This window comes from Thiomicrorhabdus sp. 6S3-12, from assembly GCF_017571475.1.
In the GTDB taxonomy this organism is placed as follows: domain Bacteria; phylum Pseudomonadota; class Gammaproteobacteria; order Thiomicrospirales; family Thiomicrospiraceae; genus Thiomicrorhabdus.
In genome coordinates this window covers 127,332-152,056 of sequence record NZ_JAGETW010000008.1, presented here as the reverse complement: position 1 = coordinate 152,056, position 24,725 = coordinate 127,332, and the positions used below count along the sequence as shown (strand labels likewise).

Below are 24,725 nucleotides of genomic sequence, written 5' to 3'. Positions count from 1 at the left end.
TTTCGAGATTTTTTATCGGTCACTCATCTAGAGAGCTTCCACATAAATTATCTCTGAATTACCATATTGTTAAAGAGCTAACCAACTCGATCCGCGCTGCGTTCCTCGTTGGTAGGCCGCGTATTTTATAGAGTTAAAAACTTCGTGTCAAATGTTTTTTCAAACTTTTTTCAGAAAATTTTCAACCGTTTTAAAACACTTAAAACGACCGGCTAAATCATTCCGCTTACTCTCATTATATATTCCAATAACTCAAGCAAACTCAACCACTTAGCACCAAATTTTTCTTGTCTTTCGAAGCCTGCTTAGCGCCGCCCCTCAAGACAGGTGCGTATTCTAGGGATTTCTAAAAACAACGCAACCCTTTTTTTCACTTTTTTCACAAAAAATCGCAAAAAAACTCAACCGACCCGCTTATACACTTTACCCCACACCTTATCCACAGACTTATGCACATTTATAAGCTTTTACCGGTTGCAGTAACGGATTATCACTTCCTAATAAACTTAATTCACGGATAACTTTGTTCTATATGACAGTGATTTCGCAAATTCATATAGTAGGCAGTAATCCAATCCACTACCAGATGAGTTTCAATATGCCATCCAGTCGTCGTCAGTTTATTCAATACTCATTGCTCGCATCAATGGGACTCTTGAACAGCAACCGTCTGCAGGCACAAACGCCGGCTAAACATAATGTCGGTGTTCTGCTCGATCCGCTTTTCTTTAAACATGATCGTAAAGGGCATCCTGAAAGTGCCGCACGCCTTGAAGCGATTGATAAAGAGTTGAGCCGTCGTAATTACTGGCAGCACTTCACACCGGTAAAGGGACGACCGGCGACACAGGATGAATTGCTCAGCACACACCAGTCCGGATACATTTTCGAAATACGGACACTGAGCGAGGAAGGAAAGGATATCTTCTATAGCGCTTACAGCGAAGACACTTATATCAATCAGCACACCTACGATGCCGCTCTAATGGCCGCAGGCGGTAATATCGAATTGAACCTGGCGGTGTATGACCGCAAGATTGATCGCGGTTTCGGCCTGCTGCGTCCCCCCGGACACCATGCCAGAGCCGATCAGGCGATGGGATTCTGTATCTTTAACAGCGATGTCATTGCCGCACGCGCGCTGCAGAAGTATCGCGGAGTTAAACGCGTGGCGATTATCGACTTTGATGTCCATCACGGTAACGGCACCCAGGATCTGACCATTAAAGACCCTTCAATTATGGCCGTCTCGATCCATCAACACCCTTACTGGCCGATGACCGGCTTTGAAAGCTTTACGGGAATCGGCGATGCCGAGGGAACCAATGTAAATTGCCCTTTCCTCAAAGGCGCCGGTAATCAGACCTACCTGGATGTCTACGATCAGGTGATCCATCCGAAACTGGAGCAGTTTAAACCGGAACACATCATTGTTTTCGCCGGTTACGACGGTCACTGGCAGGACCCGTTAGCCGGTCACCAGCTATCGGTTGCAGGCTATAACCGTCTGGTACAGCGCTGTATCGATTCCGCCGAGGCACTTTGCGGCGGGCGAATCAGTTTTTCCTTGGGCGGCGGCTACAACCTCGATCCTCTGGCCCAGTCGGTGGCGGGCAGTCTGCACACACTATTAGCTCTGGAGGATGAGTTCGTAGATACCATCGGCGAAAGCAGCGAATCAGAAGAGAATTTTTCCGAGCAGATCGAAAAGCTTACCAAGCTGCATATTAGACAGATTTGAAACCTTCTATATAGTGTCAATAACGACCAAATAGAGGAAGAGAATCGATGGAATCTGAAATCGTCAAAGCAATCACCGGCGCCGCAATCATTTTAGGCGTGGGTTTTAGTAGCATTTTTCTACTCGACCTATTCTTTAAGTCAATTGGCAAAGAAGATAAGGAAGATGGTGATCAAAATGAAAAAAAATCAAATAATGATCGTCAGCCCTAAAACATTCACAGAATTAAATACCTGCCAAATACCTAGGCCGACTCGATTTCATCAGTAGCTCGGTAAACACATCCCATCGCATCCAGCTGCGCCTGTAACTCGGTAATATTTTCTTCCGGAAGCTGCAGATGCATGGTCACTTGCTGACTATAGTCGACAGAATTAACCACCCCCTCCCCCTGCTGGCAGAGATAGCGAACCTGCTGCTCCTGCGAAAAATCGCAAATCACCGTCAGCGCCTGCTGAGGCACCTGCTCTTCGGTCGGCAGACTTTCCATCACCGCTTGCGCTGCCTGCCCGTAAGCTCGGGTCAAGCCACCGGCACCTAACTTAATGCCTCCGAAATAGCGCACGACAATAATCATAATGTCGCCGATGCCCTTATGCTGAAGTACATTCAGAATCGGTTTGCCGGCCGTACCGGAAGGCTCGCCATCATCTCCCATACCGGCATTGGCGGCGCAGTTCGGATTTCCGAGAAGATACGCCCAGCAATGATGTCGAGCATCGGGATACTGCTGTTTAATCTGCTCGAGCCACAGCATTCCCTCTTCACGACTCTGAATGCCGCGCGCGTAGGCAATAAAGCGGCTCTTCTTAATTTCGATTTCCGCTACGGCCTCTTCGGCAGGAATTGGGTAGGACATTCAGGTAACCTTCACCTTAAACCAAAGCGCATATAATGCCGGTAAGAACAGCAAGGTCAAGAGGGTACCGACACCGACACCCCCAATCAGGACAAAAGCCATAGGCCCCCAGAAAGTCGATGTCGTTAACGGAATAAACGCCAGCATGGCGGCAACCGCGGTCAGCAATACCGGACGGGCACGTCGCAGAGTCGCATCCACCAGAGCCTCGTGAGCAGACATCCCGTGACGGGCGTTATCATCGATCTGCCCTGTCAGAATCAGCGTATTACGCATCAATATGCCCGCCAGACCGATCAAACCAAGATTGGCGACAAATCCGAACGGCTGCTGGAACAGCACCAAGGCAGCTACCGCACCGATCAAACCGAGCGGCGCCGTCAGAAGCACCATAAACATACTGCTGAAACTGCGCACAAACAGCATCAACAGCAAGGTAATCATCAACAGCATCAACGGCATCATCGCCTGAATTGACGCTTCGGCTTTGGCCGACTCTTCGACCGATCCGCCGACATCGATCCGGTAGCCCGGCGGCAGGCTGTCTTTCAAAGGCCCCATAACATCGAGAAGCTTCTGAGTCGCCACCGGCGGCTGCATTCCCGGAGTCACTTCGCTGTTAACGGCCAGGAACAACTCGCGGTTGCGGCGATCGAAGAGCATATCTTCGTATTGCGGTACCAGCTCGGCCAAATGACTGAGTGGCACGGTAGCGGAAGGCGTTCGGATCAAAATATCTTCAAGATTGCCGAGATTACGCCGTGTCTGCCGATCCGAGCGCAGAACCACTTCAAGAGTCCGGTTATCCTGTCGAATCTGGCCGATCGCCGTTCCCTGTAGCTGAGCATCTAACTGCGCCATTAACTGCTGCTGGGTCATGCCCAGTTGCAATAAGCGCTCGCTATCGAATTTAAGACGCATAACCAGTGAGCGCTGCCCCCATTGCAGATGCGGATCGATGGTAAAGTCCTGTTCGGCCATCAGATTTTGCAGACGCTTGGCGATCCCTCTTAAGGTTTCCGGATCAGGCCCGACAACACGGAAGGTCACCGGCCAAGGCACCGGAGGACCAAAAAGCAATGGATGCGCTCGAACGCGTGCCTCCGGGAAAAGTCCCTGGTCAATTTGTGCCTGTAGCTCCGCTTGTAGCTGGTCGCGATCTTCCTTGCCATGCGTGACAACGATAATCTTGGCAAACGCCGGATTCGGTAGCTCCGGATTCAGGGCCAGAAAGAAGCGCGGCGCCCCCTGACCGATATAAGAGGAGAGCGACTTAACCTGAGGATGGCCTTTAATCAGCTCTTCCACCCGCAGCGCCACCTTGTCGGTCGCTTCGATTGAGGTTCCTTCCGGCATGGCGATATCAATCATTAACTCAGGACGGTCGGAACTTGGGAAAAACTGCTTTTCAACCACATCTTTCATGGCAATCGCCGCAAGAACGAAAATTGCGAACGTCAGCAGCACCACTGTTTTCTTGTAACGCACACAGGTCTGCACAACCGAGCGCAGGAAACGGTAAAAACGGCTGTCGAACAGCTCCTGATGCGGATTACTGACTTTAGGCAGCATTTTTACGCCCAAATAAGGCGTGAAATAGACCGCAACCAGCCAGGAAGCGATCAGCGTCATCCCCAATACCCAGAAAATTCCGCCGGCATAATCGCCAACCTGCGACTGGGCCAGACCGATCGGCAGGAAGCCGACCACCGTCACCAGTGTACCAACCAGCATCGGTGCAGCAGTCACACTCCAGGCATAGGCAGCCGCCTTGGCTTTTTCCATCCCCTCGGCCATCTTCACCAGCATCATCTCGATGGCGATAATGGCATCATCGACCAGCAAGCCCAGTGAAATAATCAAAGCCCCCAGTGAAATACGGTCGAAGTTCAAACCGTTCAGGAACATAAACATAAACGTCATCGCCAGTGTAAGAGGCACTGCTAAGGCGACGATAAATCCGGCGCGCAAGCCCAGCGCCAGCAGGCTGACCACCAGAACCACCAGCAATGCCGTGACGAATTTAAGCTGAAAAGTACTGACCGCGCCATGAATCGCATCGGCCTGATTTGTCACCTTATCCAGCAGAACACCGGCAGGTAGCTGATGAATATACTGATGCTCAAAGTCGATCAGACGTTTTTCCAGCTTCAGGCCGTCAACCCCTTTTGCCATTACCACACCGACCAGAACCGCTTTTTCGCCCTTGTCGCGGATCAGATAACTCGCAGGAGACTGATAGCCCTGATAAACCACAGCGACGTCGCTTAAACGGATTGTCGTGCCGTTGATGTTGAGCGGTAAAGCCGCAATTTCGGATACCGTCAGCTCCCGGCCGTTTTGCGGCGCACGTAAATAGACTCTCGGTCCGCTGGACTCAATAAATCCACCAGACGTTTTCTGCAGATGCGCAGAGAGCTGTTCCTGCAGCGCGTTTAAATCCAAGGCCATCTGCGACAGTTTTTCATGATCAAAATCGATAAAGATTTTCGACGGCTGTTCGCCGATCAGATTGACCTTTTTGATTCCTTGCACACGGCGCAAGGCTACCGACATGTCATCCGCAACCTGAACCAGTTCCTGATGCGACCACCCCGGCGCCGTCAGACTGTACAGCGTGAAATAGACGTCCTCGAAGTCATCATTAAAGAAAGGGCCCTGAACACCTTGCGGCAGGGTCGGCGCCAAATCATTCAGACGCTTGCGTACCTGATAGTAAAGATCCTGCGACATACCGCTCGGAGTGTCCTGCGCGAAGATCACCAGCAAATCGGTTCGTCCGGGACGGGATTTGGTTTCAACCCGATCGAAATAGGCAATCTCTTCAAGACGCTTTTCCATCGGATCGGCGACCTGCTCCTGCATTTCGCGCGCCGTCGCTCCCGGCCAGGTCGCGGAAACCACCATGGTATTCAAGTCAAAGCTCGGATCCTCGGCACGGCCCATATGCAGGAAAGCGTAGATTCCGGCCAGCGCCACAACAATAATAAAATACAGCGTAACGCTCTGTTCCCTGACCGCCAGAGCGGACAGGTTCCACTTTGAAGGCTGATTCGACACTAAGGCATCTCCTCAAGCGCCTGCCCTTCCGACAGCAGATGGACCCCGAGAGCAATCACTTTGCTGTTTTCAGGAAATTCTCCGGCAACCCAGGCCGAGTCACGGTCGATACGCAATATCTGAACGGGAACGCGCTTGGCCTTGCCTTCTTGCAGAAGCCATACCGAGCGGTAATCGCCCTGTTCATACAGCGCGCTCAGAGGCAGACGGATTCCGCTTAGCGTCTGGGAAAACTGTACCCGAACCGTCTGACCAAGCGGTAAAGCATTGATCTCTTCCGATTCCGGAATTCGATAGAAAGCCGTCCAGGTGCGGCTCGCAGCATCCGCTTGCGGCTCAAGAGTTCGTAACTCGACCGGATATTCATGCCCCTGAAGACGAATTTGACCCTGTTTCGGCAAGGATGCCAGACGATTTTCCGGTACATCCACCAACACTTCGCGTTTTCCGTCGGCAATCAGTTGCAGAACCGGCTGCCCGGCGCTGACAACCTGATTCGCTTCAACCAGTTTTGCAAGGATGATGCCGCTTACCGGTGCCTTAAGCTGCGTATAGTCGAGCTGGTTTTGCGCCTGTTGCAGTTGCTGCTGATTGGCTTTTTGCTGAGCTTCCAGCACTTTAAGCTGATTTTCCAACTGTTGCTTCGCCTGCTCGGAAGCCAGTTTTCGTTGTTGGAGTGCCGTGATACGTTTCAGATCGGAGCGTGTTTGATTGATTTCCGCCGCTGTCGCTCTGATATTTGCCTGAGCGGAGGTAACCGATAACTGATAATCTGCCGGATCAAGGTGAATCAACGGCTGATCCGCATCCACTCGATCACCAAGATCCACATTCAATTGCGCGACTTCGCCCGCAACCCGGAATGAAAGATCGATTGTAGTCTTCGCCTGCAAGGTGCCGTTTAAAAACCATCGGCTCTGTTGCTGACTTTGCTCAATTAAAACCGTTTTGACCTTTAATAAAGGCGTTTCCGGTGTTTCCTGTTGCTGCTGACAGCCCGCGATTCCCAATACTGCCAAGCCGATAAATAAACTGCCCGCCCAGTTCAGGTACTTAATTTTTTGCATGTACCGATTTCCTTGATAGCAACTCTACGGTTGCCTTGTCATCTATAATTTCCAGCACGACCACATGATCCCCCGGATGAAGGCGTTCTTCATCAGTCACAATAGGCCAGCATTTATTTTTATATATTACTTTCAACTCACCATCAACGCGTGAAATAACGCCGGTACCGCCTTCGGGGTGTTCGTCCGCGAACCAAACCTTGCTTCGCCCGTTTTTTCCCACTTGATAGAGCAAAAACGCCATTATCAGCAACCAAATCAACTGATACAAGCCGTCTTTAATATCGAATATCAAAGTACCGGCGCCGACAATCAGCAAACTTAAACCGATTATTTTCAGCCAGTGCATCTGAGTCAGCAGCTGAAGAGCCAAAAAAATCACACCGATAAAAAACAGCAGCCAATAATTCACAATAGGGAGAACTTCTGACATAACGCCTCCAGCATCAAAACGGATCAAGCGAACGGAAAGACTGAGTATTTCAGTCTGAACGAATTCAATCCTTTCTTTTTAGCACTTGCCCGACACGGATGGAAACTATTCATTAGCGGCTTGATTTACATCAAGCACTAGCCTGCCATGATTACTTCGGCGGGTTTCACGTGGAAACAATCTTTTGCTGTTACCTCTGCTACCACGCTCGGCGCATGCGCTACCACCACGCAAAACGAATCAGGCAAGACTGGGGAAGAGCCCCTTCAGACCGTTGGCGATAAACTCAATCGCGATTGCCGCCAGCAACAACCCCATAATTCGGGTGATAATGTTGATCCCCACCTGACTGATATGTCGTGTAAACCAGGGCGTCATCATTAAGGTCACCCAGAGCAGAAAGGATAAAATCAGAATGTCCAGTCCGAGAAAGCCGTAATGGGCCACACCGCTCTGGCGGTGCGCCTCGATAATCACTGCGGAAATCGCTCCGGGGCCGGCCAATAGGGGCATCGCCAGAGGCACAACACCAATGGAATCATTTTGTTCGGAATCGAACTCATCCTCTTTACTGCGAATCGGTTTTTCGCCTTTGGTGTGCATCATCGAAATGGCCATCAACAGAATCAGAATGCCACCGCCAACGCGGAAAGAGTTAATTGAAATCCCGAAAAACTCCAGTATCGCTTCACCAAAGAAGAGCGCAACCAGAAGAATGGCCGCAACCGCCGTCACCGTGATATGTACGATTTTCTTTCTTTCCGGCAGACTCAAATCGGAAGTCATTGCCAGAAAGATCGGAAGAGCGCCGATAGGATTCACCACCGCGATCAAACCTACCAGAAACTTCGTGTATTCCGTATATTCCATGCCGCCACTCCCATCCGAAAAACCATCTCATCATAACCAATAAGCAAAAACCTTAAAAGCGGCTCCGCCTGACCCTAGTTGTACACAAGATGCAGTTTAATCAACTGGGGTTGCAGGCACTTCCAAAATACCCAGTACATCAAACAGCCCGTCGCCCAAAGGCTCAAAAACAACCATCTGTGCCGGGGCTAAACGCTGATTGGTAATATCGGCAACATTCGGACGGTGCGTCACCATCACCATATTGGCGGATTCGTTGTAATCACTCAGAATTTGGCGGATTTTTGCCTGACTGGCATGCGCTTTCTCGTCCGTAACCGTTCGCACCAAGTGAAGCAGCTCCGAAACCTCATAGTTTCCAAATGCGAGTTTTGCGGTATCTTTGGTACGGCAATACGGGCTTGCCCAGACCTTTCCAACCTGAACCGAATGCTCTTCAAAAGCCTGTTTGATTGATTTGGCCTGCTGTCTTCCAAAATCCGACAGATTCTTTTCGGAAAAACAGCTCGCATCCAGAATGGAAGAGTCACCCATATCTGGGTCGACCACCGCGTGACGCATCATGATCACTTTGCCACCCTCCTGCAAAGCTTCCCACAGCGACTGTTCGTCACTTGCCTGAGAACTTAATGGCAGAAAAAGCAGCGTCGTTAAGACAAAGAATAAGCGCCACATAATAATTCTCCTATTTACCGATACAGAAAGAACTGAAAATTCGCCCCAGAAGATCATCGGAAGTGAAGCGACCGGTAATTTCCGACAAGGCTTCCTGAGCAAGACGAAGGTCTTCGGCCAGAAGCTCACCGGCGGCAAACATTTCCAATTGCAGCTGGCCGTTGTGCGTATAGTCCAGGGCGGTTTGAAGCGCATCCAAGTGTCGTTTACGGGCCATGAAGACGCCTTCTTCGGTCTGCGCATAACCCATTTCGGTCTTCAGGTGCGTACGCAGCAGATCCAATCCCTGGCGGTGCTTAGCCGAAAGCCAGATCACCGTGCGCCCGCTCTCTTGCTCACACTCGATCATCGGTTCATGCCCGATCAAATCGATTTTATTACGCACCAGAGTCACCGGCATGGATTCGGGAAGCTTGTCGAGAATCGCCTGATCCTCGTCATGTATCGACTCGCCGGCCTGCAGCATGACCAGAACCCGATCCGCGTTGTCGATTGCCTGCCAGGCGCGCTCGATTCCGATTTGCTCTACCTGATCGGTCGCTTCGCGCACCCCGGCAGTATCCAGAATGTGTAGCGGCATACCGTCAATATTGATCTCTTCTTTAACGATATCGCGAGTCGTACCGGCAATATCGGTAACAATTGCGATCTCTTTGCCGGAGAGGGCGTTCAACAGACTCGATTTGCCGGCGTTCGGACGACCGAGAATCACTACCGACATCCCTTCGCGCAGTAACACCCCTTGCTGTGCGGAAGCAAACACCTGATGCAACCTTTGGAGAATATGCTCCAACTGACCGGCCACCTTGCCGTCGGAAAGAAAATCGATCTCCTCCTCCGGAAAATCGATTGCCGCCTCGACATACAGGCGCAACTGAATCAGTTCTTCAACCAGCGTATTCACCTCACGGGAGAAATCCCCCTGCAAAGAGCGTAGAGCCGATTTGGCCGCCTGAGCCGATGACGCTTCGATCAGATCGGCAATCGCTTCCGCCTGAGCCAGATCGAGTTTGTCGTTCATAAACGCCTGTTTGGAGAACTCTCCCGGCTCCGCCAGACGCGCGCCCAATTCGACCACACGTTCAAGCAACCATTGCAGCACGACCGGTCCGCCATGCCCCTGCAGCTCGAGCACGTCTTCGCCGGTAAAAGAGTTGGGATTCGGAAAATAGAGCGCAATACCACGATCGAGCACTTCACCCTGCGCGCCGTAAAACGGCCCGTAGTGTGCATAGCGCGGTTCGGGGATTTTGCCCAGTACCGCTTCGGCAATGCTTTTCGCCTTGTTACCCGATACGCGGACAATACCGACACCACCTCTTCCGGGTGCGGTCGCAACTGCGGCAATGGTATCGATATTTTCAAATTCCATAAATCAGCCTAAATAAAAAGGGGTTAAATCAGCTAGACGCAAAGCTCGTAAACAAAGCCGCCCGTTAGAATTTCATTAATTGTAGGACACTATAGACGATTGCGCATAGCAAAACGCCCACATTAAAGTGGGCGTCGTCGGCAGGAGCAATTCCAGCAAATCGATCAGTTCGCAAGAACCTTATAGGTTTTGCTTTCGATATCGCTGATAAAGGCTTTCTCCTGATATAGCGCGACCGTCTTATCGAGCTTCTTCTTCGAAGTAAAGGTTTGCTCTTCGGCTTCGCCATTTACCTTGAAAGAAAGTACATAAAGATCGCGAGTCGCTACTTCGGCTTGCGCTTGAGGAGCGGCAGCCGCAGGTGCAGCCCCTTCTTCAAGCGGAATATAACCGTCTTTGGTTTTGTAGCACAGCGGCTGTGTGCCGTCAGCTACCAGATATTCAACCTTGCCGAACATCGGGTGATCGGAACCCAGTTTTTGATAAGTAATCTGCATCTTCAAATCCTTTATTTCGACTCTTCGCCGGCTTCAATCTTCTTAGTGATATACCACTGCTGAGCAACAGAAAGAATGTTGTTCACAACCCAGTAAAGTACCAGACCCGCCGGGAACCACAGGAAGAAGAAAGTGAAAATAAACGGCAACAGCTTCATCACTTTCTGCTGCATTTCATCCATCATCGCCGAAGGGTTCAGCTTCTGCTGAATGAACATGGTGATCCCCATAATAATCGGCAGGATGTAGTATGGATCCTGCGCAGACAGATCCTGAATCCACAGCATAAACGGCGCCTGACGCATCTCTACCGAATACAGCAGTACCCAGTACAATGCGATAAACACCGGCATCTGAATCAGGATCGGCAGACAACCGCCCAGAGGATTAATCTTCTCTTCCTTGTACAGTTTCATCAGCTTCTGCTGGAAGATCGCCTTATCGTCACCGTAGTTTTCTTTCAGCTGCTGCAGCTTAGGCTGGAATTTACGCAGGCGCGCCATGGAGCGGTAAGAGGTTTCCGACAGCTTATAGAAAACCAGCTTGATCAGGATGGTTAGCATAATAATCGCTACACCCCAGTTACCGACAAATCCGTGAATCGCATCCAGAATCCAGAACAGAGGCTCGGCCAGGAAAGTCAGAACACCGTAATCGATGGTCAGCTCCAGACCCGGCGCGATCTCAGCCAGTACATCCTGCTTCTCAGGCCCGATATACAACTGCGAACTCAATTCGCCGGATGCGCCTGCAGGTACTTCAACCAGAGGCTCGACCACACCCACTGCATAACGGCCATCGCCGACCGGCTTGGCAAAATAACGGTTCTGCTCATCCTGATTCGGCACGATCGCACTCAGGAAATACTGCTGAATCATCGCCGCCCAACCGCCGGTTACGTTCTGTCCCGTGACCGACTGGGTGTTCAAGTCATCGAAAGAGTGCTTAACGTATTTCTCTTCGGCGTTACCGTCATACAGAACCGGACCGGTATAGGTATACATCATGAAGTTTTCTTCAGGATTGTGGCTATTACGCACCAGCTGAGAATATAAGCTTCCGGTCCAGTTTTCAGACGCCTGGTTCTCTACCTGATAAACCACGTCAATCAGATATCTGCCTTTGGTGAACTTATAGGTCTTGGTGACCTTAACACCGTCTTTCTCCCAAGTAAGAGGGACTTCCAGGGTATCGCCGTTCATCACGTATTCGGACTGAGCCGCCGTCCAGACGTCTTTGTGTGTCGGAGCCGGAAGCTTGGCGCTGCCTGATGTCGCCAGACCGTTCTGAGCCATATAGATCAGAGGCCCCTGATCGCTCATCAGATGGAACGGCTGACTGTGATCCTTGGTCGCACCGTACTGCAACAACTTGGCATCACGGATATCACCGCCCTGAGTGTCGATTACCAACTGCAGAGTGTCGGTTTTAACCGTAATGCGCTGGGCGGAAACGATTCCATCCTGCACAACCGGTACAGCGCTATTGGAAACGCTGCCGATATTGGCGCCAGGTACAGAGGTGTCTGCCGGAGCAACGCTGGCATTGTCACTCGCAAGCGGAACTTCCTGCGCAGTGCTGGTCTGCAAATTTACCTGCTCTTTCTGAGCAGAGAACTGCATCCATTCCAACCATATCCAGGTTAGCGTAAAGGCTAAGGCTAACCACCAAAAAGATCTCATATTCATGTTATACCCTTTATAACGCTTATTCAGTCGGGGCGGTGTTTCAATTTACTCTTACGAATTTTGCGTACCAGGTGCAGGAAACTGTCGTGTAACACTTGGTTATCGATCTGCTCCATCCCCTTTCGACCCAAAACCACAATATCATACCCAGATAAGTCTTTTTTATGTAAGCGAAATGCTTCACGGGCGATTCTTTTTACCCGATTACGCCAAACCGCACGCGCCAACTGCTTTTTTGCAATGGCCAACCCTAAACGAGGATAGCGTTTATCGTTCGGTCGAACAATCAACGTCCAATTGCGATTAGCAAAGCGTTCCGCCTTGGCAAAAACATTAGAAAAATCTTTGGGAGTTAACAGTCTGAGCGACTTGTCAAAGGTGTGGTCTTTCAGAGAGGGGGATGAGGGAGAGGTTTGACGGATCGTTTCAGCTTCAGGATGCGCTGAATTCAATCCGCCAGAAGTCGTTTCTGTGTGTACCATTTGAGAGCACACCCAGAATTACACAGTTAAGCGCTTACGTCCTTTCGCACGACGAGCTGCTAGAACTTTACGACCATTTTTAGTAGCCATACGAGCACGGAAACCGTGAGTACGTGCACGCTTAATTACGCTAGGTTGAAATGTACGTTTCATGTCTCAGTCCTTAAATTTCACTTTCCAGAATCGGAAAAAACCGGAATTATAAAGAGTTCTCGAACAGAAAACAATGGTTTTTACAACAATTTAGCGCATTTTGCCTTATTGGTGACATTAAACCGAACTGTTTGAATTCTTTAGCAATTTTATTCTTAGTAATTGAATAGAGATTAGATAACAGGCTCTGGTGTTTTACAGGATCTATAAACACAATATAAGCCACATTTTATTTAATATGCAGAAGCGTTAAAAATCGGCGTTGCGGTGACGGTAAATAAATAGCAGAAGGGATAAGAAAGGAAAAGCGATGCTGCGCAATCGGTAAAGATTGCGCAGCAAAGGCAAAACAAAGAAATTATTGCATAGGAGACAGAAGATCCGGGTTGATCACCAGGTTTCTTACGCCATGCGCGTGGTCTTCTTTGAAATCGTTACCCTGACACCATTGGCCAACCGTTTCGATATTCACCTTGGCTACTTTTGGACGAACCGACCATGACACCTGGAAAGGCGAACCTTTTTCGTTGTAACCAGGACCGGTGGTCGAACCTTCATAAGTAACCGGCGTTCCGGTATCGCCAGGAATATTCAATGCCTGGTATTTGCCGTCTTTCATGCCGTATTGAGTCAGCTTGTTGAAGTCCAATGCATTCTTATCGTTAACCAGCACATAAACCTGAGCTTCCACACGCAGCTGTGGGTTTTTGATGCTGTCGCTCAAACAAGAACCCAGGGTCGCACCCGGTGTCACCTGTGCCGTCGAATATACGTAGTGAACTTCGATCGTATCACCAACCGACAGTGCACCGTGCTTGCTCGGGCAGATCTCTTCATGGACAACATGCGATTCCGCTTCCGTTAGAGAGCCATTATATTTATACCCGCTAAGATAACCGTGGCCATCTCCATTACCGGCAAAAGTTGTGAACTCTCCCCCCTTATGTTCGGCATTTTTGTGGAAGTGGATATTACACAGATTCATAGCGCTGGATGCAGGTGCCGTACTGAAAGCGATGGTGTTGTTGCCCGCTTTAGAGTCGATATCACGCGGTGCTTGCGGACCAAAACCTTTACCGGCCGTATTTTTCGCCAAAGCGGCACGTTGTTCGGCAATCACTTCGTCAGACACAGGTCCATGTGAATTGGCTTCGTGATGAGGGTTGGATTGGCAGGCGGTTACTAATAAGGTCGTTGCCATAACAGCAAAAATTTTTGTATTCAAAAGAAAATCCTTTTTTTTGAGCTCAAGTTTTAAGACGCTTAAAAGGCTAAAAGTAAAATAGTTTTACCGACTAAGCGAAGAGGCAAAAATCTTATTTTAAGGATAGAAAATAAGCAATAATCATAAATAAATTTTGGGTTTTTCAACCAGCGATAAACTGAGCTTTTGAGTAGGACTTACTGAAAAAGAACCTATTGCCTCTCAATCATTTTTCTTTTCCAGCCCTCCGTTACACAGGATGCAACTCTCAGTACATCCCCGAATCACGCAGACGCAGCCAGTTTTTACTGCCTCTCTGTAACAGCCTCTTTATAATGGCAAACACGATTCAATCAGCGAAAAAGGATTACCCGTGTTCGACGCCTTCATACTCGAATTTTCGATCTATCTAATCACCGGTGCTTTCGTCGGCTTTGCCGCCGGTTTACTGGGTATTGGCGGCGGTCTGATTATTGTTCCGGTTCTGACAACCGCTCTGGTCTATTTCATGGACTCCTCCCAGATTGTCCATATCGCAATAGCCACCTCTCTGGCGACCATACTCATTACCTCCATTTCTTCGGTGCGGGCGCACCATCAGCATGCAGCGGTGCGCTGGGATGTTTTTCGACTGTTAACACTGGGCGTGCTGGCAGGGGCATTTATCGGCGGTTGGGTTTCGCAGTACTTCAACTCCACAACGCTATCGATAATCTTCGGAATACTGGAACTTTTAATCGCACTGAACATGCTGCTCGCCATTAAACCGAATCCAAGCCGCGAATTGCCCGGCCTGCCGGGAAATACTCTGGCCGGTTTTTTTATCGGTAAACTGGCGGCCCTTGTCGGAGTCGGCGGCGGTACTCTGACCACGCCTTATCTGGTATGGAACAATATTTCCATGCATCAGGCGATCGCGACCTCAACAGCCGTCAGTCTACCGGTCGCTTTGGCCGGAACCATCGGTTACGTTATCGCCGGTTTACAGGCGCATGATCTTCCCGCCTATACCACCGGCTATATTTACTGGCCGGCATTTTTCGGTATTATTTTGGCGAGTATCTTTACCGCTCCGCTCGGTGCAAAGCTTGCTCATAAACTTCCGGTAAAGACTTTAAAACGCGGATTTGGCGTATTTTTACTGCTGTTAGCGGCGAAAATGCTGTTTTTTACCGCTTAAAATCGATAAAAGTTATCAACCGAAAAAAACCTAATAAAAACAAACCATTAAAAATTTAGATAACAAATTTATCCACAAGTCTTACACACAACTTATCCACAAAAATAGTGCTTGAGTTAGATTTATTCACAGGTATACTGTCCTCAAAAAAACAGGCCGGAGAAATACGCACAACCGCCTTCCGGCCCGCTTAACGAATCTTAACCACTTTATGGCCGCTCAATCACCTCGTGTTTTTGAGCGTTCTGCACTTGTAAGGAACCTAACATTGTCTTCACTTTGGGCTCAGAGTCTTAAAATTCTTGAAGATGATCTTAACGATCAACAATTTCATACCTGGATTTTGCCGCTAAGGGCAATCGAAGAGGCTGACACAATTCGCCTTATCGCGCCTTCCAGCTTTATTCTGGACTGGGTAAATAAACGCCTGATGGAGAATGTTCGCCAGGCGGTCAGTCGCGTTGCTCCGATCAACACCCCGCAGGTGGTGATCGAGATGGGCGATTACGCAATGAACGATATCGAAGAAGACGATCAACCAACCGTTCCTCAACCGCTGAAAAACAAAGCCGAGAAAAGCAAACCGGCACCGGTCAAAAAAGAAGGCGGGAAATCGAAAATTCAGCATAACCTGAATACGAACTTTACCTTCGACACTTTCGTACAGGGTAAAGCTAACCAGCTGGCCGCCGCTGCGGCGCGTCAGGTTGCGGAAAATCCGGGCGGCAGCTATAACCCGTTCTTTATCTATGGCGGCGTCGGACTTGGTAAAACCCACTTGATGCACGCCATCGGTAATCAGCTTCTGGCCGACAATCCGGATGCCCGCGTCGTTTACCTGCACTCCGAGCGTTTCGTTCAAGATATGGTTAACGCTTTGCGTCACAATAAAATTGACGACTTCAAACGCTTCTACCGCTCTCTGGACGCTTTACTGATCGATGATATTCAGTTCTTTGCCAATAAAGAGCAGTCTCAGGAAGAGTTTTTCCATACTTTCAACACCTTGCTGGAAGGCAACAAGCAGGTTATTCTGACTTCTGACCGCTTCCCGAAAGAGGTTGAAGGACTTGAAGACCGTTTGAAGTCCCGTTTCGGCTGGGGTCTGACCATTGCCGTCGAACCGCCGGAATTTGAAATGCGTGTCGCGATTCTGCTGCGCAAGGCTTCCGAATACAATATTACCTTGAGCGAAGAAGTCGCTTTCTTTATTGCCAAGCGCCTGCGCGGCAATGTTCGTGATCTGGAAGGGGCTCTTAAGCGTGTTGACGCTTACGCTCAGTTCAGTAACAGCCGCGCGATTACCGTCGATACGGTTAAAGAAGCGCTGAAAGACCTGCTGGCACTGCAGCAGAAGATGGTTACTCTCGATAATATCCAGAAAACGGTCGCCGACTTTTACAAAATCCGCGTTGCGGATCTGCACTCCAAACGCCGTTCGCGCAATGTTGCCCGTCCGCGTCAGATCGCCATGGCGATCGCCAAGGAGTTGACCAACCACAGCTTACCGGAAATCGGTGACGCCTTCGGCGGCCGTGACCATACCACCGTTCTGCATGCAGTGCGTAAAGTGAAAGAGCTGCGGGAAACCGAACACCAACTGGACGATGACTACAACAGTTTAGTTCGTATAATTACCAATTAGTTCTGACAAGGAATGAGAAAGGCATTGGCATGAAAATCACCATTACCCGTGAAAACCTCCTAAAAGTTCTGCAAACGGTCGGTAGCGTTGTTGAAAAACGGCACACCATGCCGATCCTGAGCAACTTGCTGTTTCAGGTAAATAACAATGTGCTGACGGTAACGGCCTCCGACTCCGAGATCGAGACCCGCGCCCAGACCGAGCTGGAATCGTGCGATCTGGAGCATTTTGCGATCACACTACCGGCTTTGAAACTGATTAATATCGTGCGTTCCCTGCCGGATGGCCTGACGATCGTACTGGACTTCGATGAAACCCGATGCAATCTTTCTGCCGGTCGTTCACGCTTCAAACTGTCCACCCTGCCGGCGGAAAACTTCCCGGTGATCGACTTGACGCAAAGCGAACTGAGCTTTTCCCTGTCGCAAAATCAGCTTAAGCAGCTTATTACCCATTCAAGCTTTGCCATGGCAAGCCAGGATGTCCGCTTCTACCTGAACGGTATGTTGTTTGATATCAGCAATCAGACCTTGCGCGTAGTCGCCACCGACGGTCACCGTTTATCGACCTGTTCTACCGAACTGGCGATTCAGGGTCTTCCGGCGACTCAGGCAATTCTGCCACGCAAAGGGGTTCTGGAGATTTCTAAGCTGATTACCGACGAAGACACGCTGATCCAGGTTTCTCTGGCGAAAAATTACCTGACCATGGAAATGGACTCGACGGTTTTCACCTGTAAACTGGTCGACGGTCGCTTCCCGGATTACCGTCGCGTCATTCCGCAAGACAACGATCAGATCGTACAGACCGACCGAGAACTGCTGCGCAGCCTGCTGCAACGTGCATCGATTCTGTCGAACGACAAGTTTAAAGGGATCCGTCTTAATCTGAGCCAGAACCTGCTGGCGGTTAACGCCTCCAACAACGAACAGGACGAGTCGCACGAAGATATGGCAATCGATTATGCCGGTGCGGAGATGGAAATCGGCTTTAACGTCAGCTACCTGCTGGATGTATTGAACTCCATGCACGAAGATTGCGTGAATCTGCAGTTCAAAGACGCCAACAGCAGCTGTCTGATTTCAGCCAATACCGGCAGCTGCAGCTGTCAGCATGTCATTATGCCGATGCGTCTGTAGTTTGCTGAAAAAGTGCATCCAAAAGGGGGCTTTTGCCCCCTTTTTTATTTGCGTTTTCCCGCTTCATTGCTCATTGGCCCGATGGCTATCCTCACCCAAGGATTTACTATAAAATGGTGTTCGTTTTTAAATCTCAATATGCAGTGGTTCAACTATGAGCAATGCACAACTTGTTAGACTGGCAACCCTTGCTTCGGTATCTGTCGCGATCACTTTGCTGATCGTTAAGTTCTACGCCTGGGTACAGACCGATTCGGTCAGTATTCTTGCTTCGCTGCTTGATTCTGCATTCGATATTATCGCTTCACTGATGATTATGCTCGCTGTCTATATCGCGCAAATACCGGCCGATAAAGAACATCGTTTCGGCCACGGCAAAGCGGAGCCACTGGCCGCTCTGGCACAAAGTGTTTTTATCGCCGGTTCCGCGCTCTATCTTATTCTGTACTCGATAGAGCGAATCTGGACCAATGCCGAAGTCGAAAAGGTCAGTATCGGTCTGAGTGTCATGCTGCTCTCCCTGTTTCTGACCGTCACACTGGTCGCTTTTCAAAAATACGTTATTCGCAAAACGCACTCCACCGCCATTGCCGCCGACGCTCTGCATTATCTCTCCGATATTCTGGCAACGCTGCTGGTTATTGTCAGTCTGATTTTCAGCCATATGAACTGGGTTGACCCGATTCTGGCCATCGTGATCGCTATTTGGATCTTGCACAGCGCCTACCAGATTGCCAAGGACGCCATTAACCAACTTCTGGACAGAGAACTCCCGGAAGAGATGCGGCAAAAGATTTCCGACATCATTCTGCAGACTCCGGAAGTCCTCGGTTTAAACGACCTGCGTACCTATCAGTCGGGACCAAACCGCTTTGTGCAATTCGACCTGGAACTCGACGATCACCTGACACTGCAGGATGCGCATCATATTGCCGAAGAAGTCACGGATCGATTGCATAAGAGTTTTGAAAATCTGGATGTCGTCGTTCATCAGGAACCTGTCAGCCTGAAAAACGACCACGATCACCATACCTGGGGCAAAGAATAAATACCCATGACCCAGCTTAACCGTCTGCAACTGCAGCACTTTCGCAATGCAGCGCATATCCAATGCCAGCTCAGCCCCGGGCTGAATTTGTTTATCGGCGACAATGCCGCAGGCAAGACTTCCCTTATCGAAGCAATCTGGCTGCTGGCAACCGGGCGATCTTTCCGGACACGGCAAGCCCAGCACCTGATTCAACACAATCAGGCACAGACGACCATTTTTGCCGAAGTGTGCAGCAGCCTGCACCCGGAAAGAGTCAACCGAATCGGAATGCAACGCCAAAACGGTACTATGAGCCTGCGCCTGAACGGTGAGAGCGTCCGTTCGCAAAGCGAAATTGCCCAACAGATCCCGGTTCAGCTGCTGACACCGGAAAGTCATCGTTTACTCGAAGAAGGCCCGAAAGCGCGCCGCCAATTTATGGATTGGGGCTGCTTTTATCAGTTTCCGGAATTTATCCAATACTGGCGCCAGCACAAGCGGATTCTCAAGCAGCGTAATCACGCCTTGAAAAAACGCCTGCCGGCGGCTCAGGTCCAGCTCTGGGACCAGCACCTGGTCGCCACCTCCGAACATATAGACCAGATGCGTCGCAACTATCTTCAGGCCCTGACCCCTTTTCTCGAAGAATTCTGCCTCGCTCTGATGCCGGAACTTAACGAAACCGTTCACTGCCATTACCGATCCGGGTGGCCGAAAGCGACCGAAGACCTGTTACAGCTGATGCAGCAGAATTTAGCCAAGGATCTTCAGTTGGGTCATACCCAGTACGGCTCTCATCGTGCCGATATCCGTTTTAAATTCGGTACTCAGGAAGCGATGCAGATCCTCTCCCGCGGCCAACAGAAACTCTTTGTCTGCGCCCTGATGCTGGCGCAGGCCAAACTGCACCAGAAAGTCGCCGAAGAACCGGTGATTATGTTGATCGACGATCTGCCGGCGGAGCTGGATGAGTTTCACCGCCTTAAACTGTTACAGTTACTGCGTGAACTTGGTATTCAACATCTGGTCACCAGCACCGCGCTCGGACTGATTCCGGTTTTGGATAAAAACACCAGCAAGGCGTGGAAAATTGAACAGGGAACACTCAGCGAACTGGAGATATAAGCAACGAATAATACATTTTTATCTCCTACCAATCCGGGTATACTCTTTAGTCATTCCACAGGATTAAGGTGGTGCAATTGCCACCGGTATCCGCACAAGCGTCCAAACAACCGTTATTAAAAAGAGGCCCTGCATGGAAGAGTTACAATCGACTCCGGAAAAACCGGTTTCCACCACCATTCCAACCATTATCTACATCCTTTATCTGCTCAATATCGTTATCCCTTTCACCGGACTGGTCGCAGTCATTATGGCCTACGTCAATAAAGGCGAAAGCAACTTCCTGCAGAGTCATTATCAGTTCCAGATCAGAACATTTTGGATCGGCCTGCTATACGGTGTTATAGCGGTTATTTCGACAGCGATTCTGATCGGCTGGGTACTGTTGCTGCTATTTGTAATCTGGCTGATTGTACGCTGCGCCATCGGTCTGAAACACCTTGGCAAACAACAGGAAGTTCCCAACCCTACCAGCTGGGGCTTCGGCAGCTAAATTCATCGGCTTGCCACAGTCAAACAGGGGTTTGTCGCGCCAAACAAACCCCCAAACCCCTCCCCGCTTTTCACACCCTTATAACTTGTTGATTTAAAAGCCTTTTATCACCCCTTTTCGGCAGGAATTTTGTTGCTACCTTCACCCCTAAAATGTGCTAAAATCAGTGGATAATTTTTGCACTGAAAATAATAATAAAGACGTTGGATTCTATGACTCAAGAAACGCAATACGACTCTTCCTCGATTAAGGTACTCAAAGGGCTTGACGCCGTTCGTAAACGCCCCGGAATGTATATCGGTGACACCGATGACGGAACCGGTCTGCACCACATGGTTTTCGAGGTCGTCGATAACGGTATCGATGAGGCTCTGGCAGGACATTGCGACAAGGTCGTGGTGACCATTCATACTGACGGCTCGGTGTCGATCAGCGATAACGGACGAGGAATTCCGGTCGGTCTGCACCCTGAAGAAGGCGTTTCCGCCGCCGAAGTCATTATGACCGTACTGCACGCTGGTGGTAAGTTCGACGATAACTCCTATAAGGTTTCCGGTGGCCTGCACGGGGTCGGTGTCTCGGTGGTAAACGCCCTTTCCGAAAAGCTCTATCTGACCATCAAGCGCGAAGGCAAGGTCTGGAAACAGTCTTATACCCATGGTGTGCCGGATGCGCCTTTGGAAGCGGTTGAAGATACCGATGAAACCGGAACAGAAATCCGTTTCCTGCCGAGCAAGCTGACGTTCACCAATGTCACGGACTTCGACTTCGACTATCTGCTTAAGCGTCTACGCGAACTTTCTTTCCTGAACTCCGGCGTACACATTGAACTGCTGGATAAGCGTGACGATCGCCATGAAATCTTTGAATTCGAGGGCGGAATTAAAGCGTTTGTTGACTATCTGAACACCAATAAAACGCCGATTCATGAAAAAGTATTCTATTTCTCGACGGTTAAGGACGACATTACCGTCGAAGTCGCCATGCAATGGTCGGAAGCCTATAAAGAATCGATTTACTGCTTTACCAACAATATTCCGCAGCGTGACGGGGGTACTCACCTGTCCGGTTTCCGTGGCTCTCTGACCCGAACCCTGAACAGCTATGCGGAATCCGAAGGCTTGGCGAAAAAGTACAAGATCAACGTCTCCGGTGATGATGCCCGTGAAGGTTTGGCGGCAGTTATCTCGGTTAAGGTTCCGGACCCTAAATTCTCCTCGCAGACCAAAGATAAACTGGTTTCTTCGGAAGTAAAAGGTGCGGTGGAGTCGGCAATGAACGAAAAGTTTGCCGAATTCCTGCTGGAAAACCCGAAGGATGCCCAATCGGTATTCGCTAAGATCGTTGATGCTGCGCGCGCGCGCGAAGCAGCGCGTAAAGCGCGTGAAATGACCCGCCGCAAAGGTGCTCTGGACATTGCCGGGCTACCGGGGAAACTGGCTGACTGTCAGGAAAAAGACCCGGCGCTTTCCGAATTATACCTGGTGGAGGGTGACTCCGCGGGCGGTTCCGCTAAACAGGGCCGCGACCGCCGTACTCAAGCAATTCTGCCATTGAAAGGTAAGATTCTTAACGTCGAGAAAGCACGTTTTGACAAAATGCTCTCCTCGGCGGAAGTCGGAACCCTGATCACCGCACTGGGCTGCGGTATCGGTGAAGAAGAATTCAACATCGAAAAACTGCGTTATCACCGCATTATTATCATGACCGATGCCGATGTCGACGGATCGCATATCCGCACCCTGTTGCTGACTTTCTTCTATCGTCAGTACCCTGATCTGGTTGAAAAAGGTTATATCTACATCGCCCAGCCACCTCTGTACAAAGTGAAGAAAGGCAAACAGGAAAACTACCTGAAAGACGATCTGGAACTGGAAGCTTATCTGCTGCAAAACGCCATTGACGGCGCCCAGCTGAATGTTTCCAAGAACGCACCGGCCATCACCGGTGTCGGTCTGGAAAATCTGGCCAAAGAATACTTTAAGACAACGCACGTTATCAGCCGTTTAAGTCGCCGTTACAACAGCACCCTGCTGGAAATGATGATTGACCAACCGGAAATCGATGGCGCGATGTTGAACGATTTCGATGCCCTGAACGCGTGGGTTAATCAGGTCTTGCCGCAGCTAAAAGCCAACGGCGAAATCAATAAGGTTGACTATCAACTGGCGGTCGAACCGGCCAGCGACATCAGCGGATCGGCACAGTTCCAGATCCGTCTGACACAACGCGAGCACGGTACACCGAGTACTCAGGTTTACGACAGTGATTTCTTCGCGTCCAAGGATTATCAGCAGTTAGTTTCACTCGGTAAACAGCTGCAGGGTCTGCTAAGCAGCGATGCCTTTATTCAGCGCGGAGAAAAAACGCAGAACGTCAGTAGCTTCAAAGAAGCGATCGAATGGCTGTTAAGCGAAGCCAAGCGCGGCCAGAACATTCAGCGCTATAAAGGTTTGGGTGAAATGAACCCAGAACAGCTTTGGGAAACGACCATGAATCCGGAGGCGCGCCGCCTGATGCAAGTCACGATTCGTGACGCCATGATGGCCGATCAGATCTTCACAACCCTTATGGGTGATGAGGTTGAACCGCGTCGCGATTTCATCGAATCCAATGCGTTACAGGTTGAAAACCTGGATGTTTAATGCAGTTTCATTAAACCTTAATAAGCCACCTAAACCATTAAAAATAGAATTATTTTTTTGAAAATACGAGGCATTTAGTTTCTAATATCCGCCATTAGTCTAAAGCTATAAGAAATTAAAAAGTGAAAAAGCCTCGTTTCCAAACCTGATTTTGGAAATGATTTTTATAAATTAGGAGACATTTATGTCAGTAGAACATCCAATTGTTACGGTTACTGGATCATCTGGTGCCGGTACTTCTTTCGTTAAACGCGCTGTAGAAAAAATCTTTGACCGCGAAAACCTGAACGTAGCTATCGTTGAAGGTGACAGCTACCACAAGTACAACCGCGCGGAAATGAAAGAGAAAGTTGCCGAGTCTAAAGCGAACGGTGGTCCTGTTCTAACTCACTTCTCTGAGCAAGCTAACGAATTCGCTGAGCTGGAAGCACTTTTCAAAGAGTACAAAGAAAGCGCAACCGGTAAACGTCGTTACTACATCCACTCAGACGAAGAAGCCGCTGAGCACAACGCTCGTCTAGGCACTAACTTCTCTTCTGGTGAGTTCACTCCATGGGAGCCGATTCCTGAAGGAACGGATGTTCTATTCTACGAAGGTCTTCACGGTATGGTTAAGCGTAAAGACCACGGTCCTGAAGAAGGTATGCACGATGTAGCGCAGTATGTTGATCTTGGTATCGGTGTTGCTCCATCAATCAATATCGAGTGGATGCAGAAAATCTACCGTGATACCTCTGAGCGTCCATATTCAGTTCAGCAGGTTCGTGACGTCATCCTAGAGCGTATGCCGGACTACATCGAGACGATCGTACCTCAGTTCCACCGTACACACATCAACTTCCACCGTGTACCGCTGATCGATACATCTGATCCGTTCTCAACCATGTCTCCAGATGCGCCTATGGGTCCAGCTCCTGAAGATTCATTGATCATCTGCCACGTTCGTCATCAAGACATCGATCTTGAAGCGATCAAAGCACAGATTCCAGACGCTTTCCTGCAAAACGATGAAACTTTGGTTTGTAACGGTAAATACATGGTAGACGCTATGGATCTGATGATGACTCCGATCATCCAGAACCTGATCGCCAAAAAACGCGCAGCACTAGCTGCAATGGGTCAATAATTAAGTCATCGGCTTAACTTTCCCATCCAGAAAGCCCGCTTTATGCGGGCTTTTTGCTTTTCGGAACACATATAACAAATCGCGAACGATTTTCGATTCCTTAACGGCTTCCCGAGCAGAAAGCCTGATAAAATGGTTCGAACATTAAACAAACAGCTCTGCCTGCCCATCAAAAGCCGTATTGACCAGCGTTTCGGGATGCGAAATATTGACTTACACCGAACTTTTGATAGCCTTAGGC

The 24,725-nt window shown here is 49.6% G+C and carries 22 protein-coding genes; 10 read left to right on the top strand and 12 right to left on the bottom strand.

Features of this window, described 5'->3' with window-relative positions; translation table 11 throughout:
* Positions 1 to 532: 532 nt before the first annotated feature.
* Both J3999_RS10365 and J3999_RS10360 read left to right on the top strand, forming a co-directional pair.
* Positions 533 to 1,741: a histone deacetylase gene (locus tag J3999_RS10365; protein WP_305791382.1), complete on the top strand. Its 1,209-nt coding sequence runs from the start codon at positions 533 to 535 to the stop codon at positions 1,739 to 1,741.
* 47 nt (positions 1,742 to 1,788) lie between these two features.
* Positions 1,789 to 1,953 (top strand): hypothetical protein, encoded by a 165-nt coding sequence (locus tag J3999_RS10360; RefSeq protein ID WP_208127821.1) that lies wholly within the window; start codon positions 1,789 to 1,791, stop codon positions 1,951 to 1,953.
* A 32-nt stretch (positions 1,954 to 1,985) separates the two neighbouring features.
* On the opposite strand, the gene J3999_RS10355 is transcribed toward J3999_RS10360, so the two are convergent.
* From J3999_RS10355 to J3999_RS10300, 12 genes are all read right to left on the bottom strand, one after another.
* Entirely contained in the window at positions 1,986 to 2,600 is a 615-nt protein-coding gene (locus J3999_RS10355; protein ID WP_208127820.1) for a YigZ family protein, read from the bottom strand.
* Positions 2,601 to 5,660: an efflux RND transporter permease subunit gene (locus J3999_RS10350; protein ID WP_208127819.1), complete on the bottom strand. Its 3,060-nt coding sequence runs from the start codon at positions 5,658 to 5,660 to the stop codon at positions 2,601 to 2,603. It lies immediately after the preceding gene.
* Positions 5,660 to 6,727, bottom strand: a complete 1,068-nt coding sequence (locus J3999_RS10345) for an efflux RND transporter periplasmic adaptor subunit (RefSeq protein WP_208127818.1) — start codon at positions 6,725 to 6,727, stop codon at positions 5,660 to 5,662. The genes J3999_RS10350 and J3999_RS10345 overlap by 1 nt, the downstream gene beginning before the upstream one ends.
* Entirely contained in the window at positions 6,714 to 7,160 is a 447-nt protein-coding gene (locus J3999_RS10340) for a hypothetical protein (RefSeq protein ID WP_208127817.1), read from the bottom strand. Before J3999_RS10340 ends, J3999_RS10345 begins: the two co-directional genes overlap by 14 nt.
* 240 nt (positions 7,161 to 7,400) lie before the next feature.
* Complete coding sequence (locus tag J3999_RS10335) at positions 7,401 to 8,030, bottom strand: YchE family NAAT transporter (RefSeq protein WP_208127816.1); 630 nt, start codon at positions 8,028 to 8,030, stop codon at positions 7,401 to 7,403.
* 96 nt (positions 8,031 to 8,126) lie between these two features.
* Positions 8,127 to 8,705 carry a histidine phosphatase family protein gene (locus J3999_RS10330; RefSeq protein WP_208127815.1) on the bottom strand — a complete coding sequence of 193 codons (579 nt, stop codon included), beginning with the start codon at positions 8,703 to 8,705 and terminating at the stop codon, positions 8,127 to 8,129.
* 10 nt (positions 8,706 to 8,715) lie between these two features.
* On the bottom strand, positions 8,716 to 10,077 hold the full coding sequence (gene mnmE, locus J3999_RS10325; protein WP_208127814.1) for a tRNA uridine-5-carboxymethylaminomethyl(34) synthesis GTPase MnmE: 1,362 nt from the start codon (positions 10,075 to 10,077) through the stop codon (positions 8,716 to 8,718).
* Between the two features lie 164 nt (positions 10,078 to 10,241).
* On the bottom strand, positions 10,242 to 10,574 hold the full coding sequence (locus J3999_RS10320; protein ID WP_208127813.1) for a hypothetical protein: 333 nt from the start codon (positions 10,572 to 10,574) through the stop codon (positions 10,242 to 10,244).
* An 11-nt stretch (positions 10,575 to 10,585) separates the two neighbouring features.
* Complete coding sequence (gene yidC, locus J3999_RS10315; protein ID WP_208127812.1) at positions 10,586 to 12,262, bottom strand: membrane protein insertase YidC; 1,677 nt, start codon at positions 12,260 to 12,262, stop codon at positions 10,586 to 10,588.
* 23 nt (positions 12,263 to 12,285) lie between these two features.
* A complete protein-coding gene (rnpA, locus tag J3999_RS10310; protein ID WP_208127811.1) occupies positions 12,286 to 12,744 on the bottom strand; it encodes a ribonuclease P protein component in 459 nt (152 codons plus the stop codon).
* A gap of 18 nt (positions 12,745 to 12,762) precedes the next feature.
* The gene (rpmH, locus tag J3999_RS10305) at positions 12,763 to 12,897 is read right to left on the bottom strand and encodes a 50S ribosomal protein L34 (RefSeq protein ID WP_024852172.1); all 135 of its coding nucleotides are present in this window, start codon (positions 12,895 to 12,897) and stop codon (positions 12,763 to 12,765) included.
* Positions 12,898 to 13,255: 358 nt separating this feature from the next.
* Positions 13,256 to 14,122: a delta-class carbonic anhydrase gene (locus J3999_RS10300; protein ID WP_208127810.1), complete on the bottom strand. Its 867-nt coding sequence runs from the start codon at positions 14,120 to 14,122 to the stop codon at positions 13,256 to 13,258.
* A 352-nt stretch (positions 14,123 to 14,474) separates the two neighbouring features.
* On the opposite strand from J3999_RS10300, the gene J3999_RS10295 reads away from it, so the two are divergent.
* The 8 genes from J3999_RS10295 (at position 14,475) to J3999_RS10260 (ending at position 24,484) form a co-directional block, all read left to right on the top strand.
* Positions 14,475 to 15,281, top strand: coding sequence for a sulfite exporter TauE/SafE family protein (locus J3999_RS10295; RefSeq protein WP_208127809.1), 807 nt, complete (start codon positions 14,475 to 14,477; stop codon positions 15,279 to 15,281).
* 211 nt (positions 15,282 to 15,492) lie between these two features.
* On the top strand, positions 15,493 to 16,926 hold the full coding sequence (gene dnaA / locus J3999_RS10290) for a chromosomal replication initiator protein DnaA (RefSeq protein ID WP_208127808.1): 1,434 nt from the start codon (positions 15,493 to 15,495) through the stop codon (positions 16,924 to 16,926).
* Positions 16,927 to 16,955: 29 nt separating this feature from the next.
* Positions 16,956 to 18,065, top strand: coding sequence for a DNA polymerase III subunit beta (dnaN, locus tag J3999_RS10285; RefSeq protein WP_208127807.1), 1,110 nt, complete (start codon positions 16,956 to 16,958; stop codon positions 18,063 to 18,065).
* Between the two features lie 154 nt (positions 18,066 to 18,219).
* Complete coding sequence (locus J3999_RS10280) at positions 18,220 to 19,113, top strand: cation diffusion facilitator family transporter (protein WP_208127806.1); 894 nt, start codon at positions 18,220 to 18,222, stop codon at positions 19,111 to 19,113.
* 6 nt (positions 19,114 to 19,119) lie between these two features.
* Positions 19,120 to 20,220: a DNA replication/repair protein RecF gene (gene recF, locus J3999_RS10275; RefSeq protein WP_208127805.1), complete on the top strand. Its 1,101-nt coding sequence runs from the start codon at positions 19,120 to 19,122 to the stop codon at positions 20,218 to 20,220.
* Between the two features lie 133 nt (positions 20,221 to 20,353).
* Positions 20,354 to 20,713 carry a hypothetical protein gene (locus J3999_RS11935; protein ID WP_243755441.1) on the top strand — a complete coding sequence of 120 codons (360 nt, stop codon included), beginning with the start codon at positions 20,354 to 20,356 and terminating at the stop codon, positions 20,711 to 20,713.
* Between the two features lie 212 nt (positions 20,714 to 20,925).
* On the top strand, positions 20,926 to 23,358 hold the full coding sequence (gyrB, locus tag J3999_RS10265; protein ID WP_208127804.1) for a DNA topoisomerase (ATP-hydrolyzing) subunit B: 2,433 nt from the start codon (positions 20,926 to 20,928) through the stop codon (positions 23,356 to 23,358).
* A 184-nt stretch (positions 23,359 to 23,542) separates the two neighbouring features.
* Entirely contained in the window at positions 23,543 to 24,484 is a 942-nt protein-coding gene (locus J3999_RS10260; RefSeq protein WP_208127803.1) for a phosphoribulokinase, read from the top strand.
* Positions 24,485 to 24,725: the final 241 nt, after the last annotated feature.

Bases quoted from the DNA above. Each gene is read 5' to 3' on its own strand.
- J3999_RS10365 (WP_305791382.1), top strand. From the start codon at position 533: ATGACAGTGATTTCGCAAATTCATATAGTAGGCAGTAATCCAATCCAC.
- J3999_RS10360 (WP_208127821.1), top strand. From the start codon at position 1,789: ATGGAATCTGAAATCGTCAAAGCAATCACCGGCGCCGCAATCATTTTA.
- J3999_RS10355 (WP_208127820.1), bottom strand. From the start codon at position 2,600: ATGTCCTACCCAATTCCTGCCGAAGAGGCCGTAGCGGAAATCGAAATT.
- J3999_RS10345 (WP_208127818.1), bottom strand. From the start codon at position 6,727: ATGCAAAAAATTAAGTACCTGAACTGGGCGGGCAGTTTATTTATCGGC.
- J3999_RS10340 (WP_208127817.1), bottom strand. From the start codon at position 7,160: ATGTCAGAAGTTCTCCCTATTGTGAATTATTGGCTGCTGTTTTTTATC.
- J3999_RS10335 (WP_208127816.1), bottom strand. From the start codon at position 8,030: ATGGAATATACGGAATACACGAAGTTTCTGGTAGGTTTGATCGCGGTG.
- J3999_RS10330 (WP_208127815.1), bottom strand. From the start codon at position 8,705: ATGTGGCGCTTATTCTTTGTCTTAACGACGCTGCTTTTTCTGCCATTA.
- mnmE (WP_208127814.1), bottom strand. From the start codon at position 10,077: ATGGAATTTGAAAATATCGATACCATTGCCGCAGTTGCGACCGCACCC.
- J3999_RS10320 (WP_208127813.1), bottom strand. From the start codon at position 10,574: ATGCAGATTACTTATCAAAAACTGGGTTCCGATCACCCGATGTTCGGC.
- yidC (WP_208127812.1), bottom strand. From the start codon at position 12,262: ATGAATATGAGATCTTTTTGGTGGTTAGCCTTAGCCTTTACGCTAACC.
- rnpA (WP_208127811.1), bottom strand. From the start codon at position 12,744: ATGGTACACACAGAAACGACTTCTGGCGGATTGAATTCAGCGCATCCT.
- rpmH (WP_024852172.1), bottom strand. From the start codon at position 12,897: ATGAAACGTACATTTCAACCTAGCGTAATTAAGCGTGCACGTACTCAC.
- dnaA (WP_208127808.1), top strand. From the start codon at position 15,493: ATGGCCGCTCAATCACCTCGTGTTTTTGAGCGTTCTGCACTTGTAAGG.
- dnaN (WP_208127807.1), top strand. From the start codon at position 16,956: ATGAAAATCACCATTACCCGTGAAAACCTCCTAAAAGTTCTGCAAACG.
- J3999_RS10280 (WP_208127806.1), top strand. From the start codon at position 18,220: ATGAGCAATGCACAACTTGTTAGACTGGCAACCCTTGCTTCGGTATCT.
- recF (WP_208127805.1), top strand. From the start codon at position 19,120: ATGACCCAGCTTAACCGTCTGCAACTGCAGCACTTTCGCAATGCAGCG.
- J3999_RS11935 (WP_243755441.1), top strand. From the start codon at position 20,354: ATGGAAGAGTTACAATCGACTCCGGAAAAACCGGTTTCCACCACCATT.
- gyrB (WP_208127804.1), top strand. From the start codon at position 20,926: ATGACTCAAGAAACGCAATACGACTCTTCCTCGATTAAGGTACTCAAA.
- J3999_RS10260 (WP_208127803.1), top strand. From the start codon at position 23,543: ATGTCAGTAGAACATCCAATTGTTACGGTTACTGGATCATCTGGTGCC.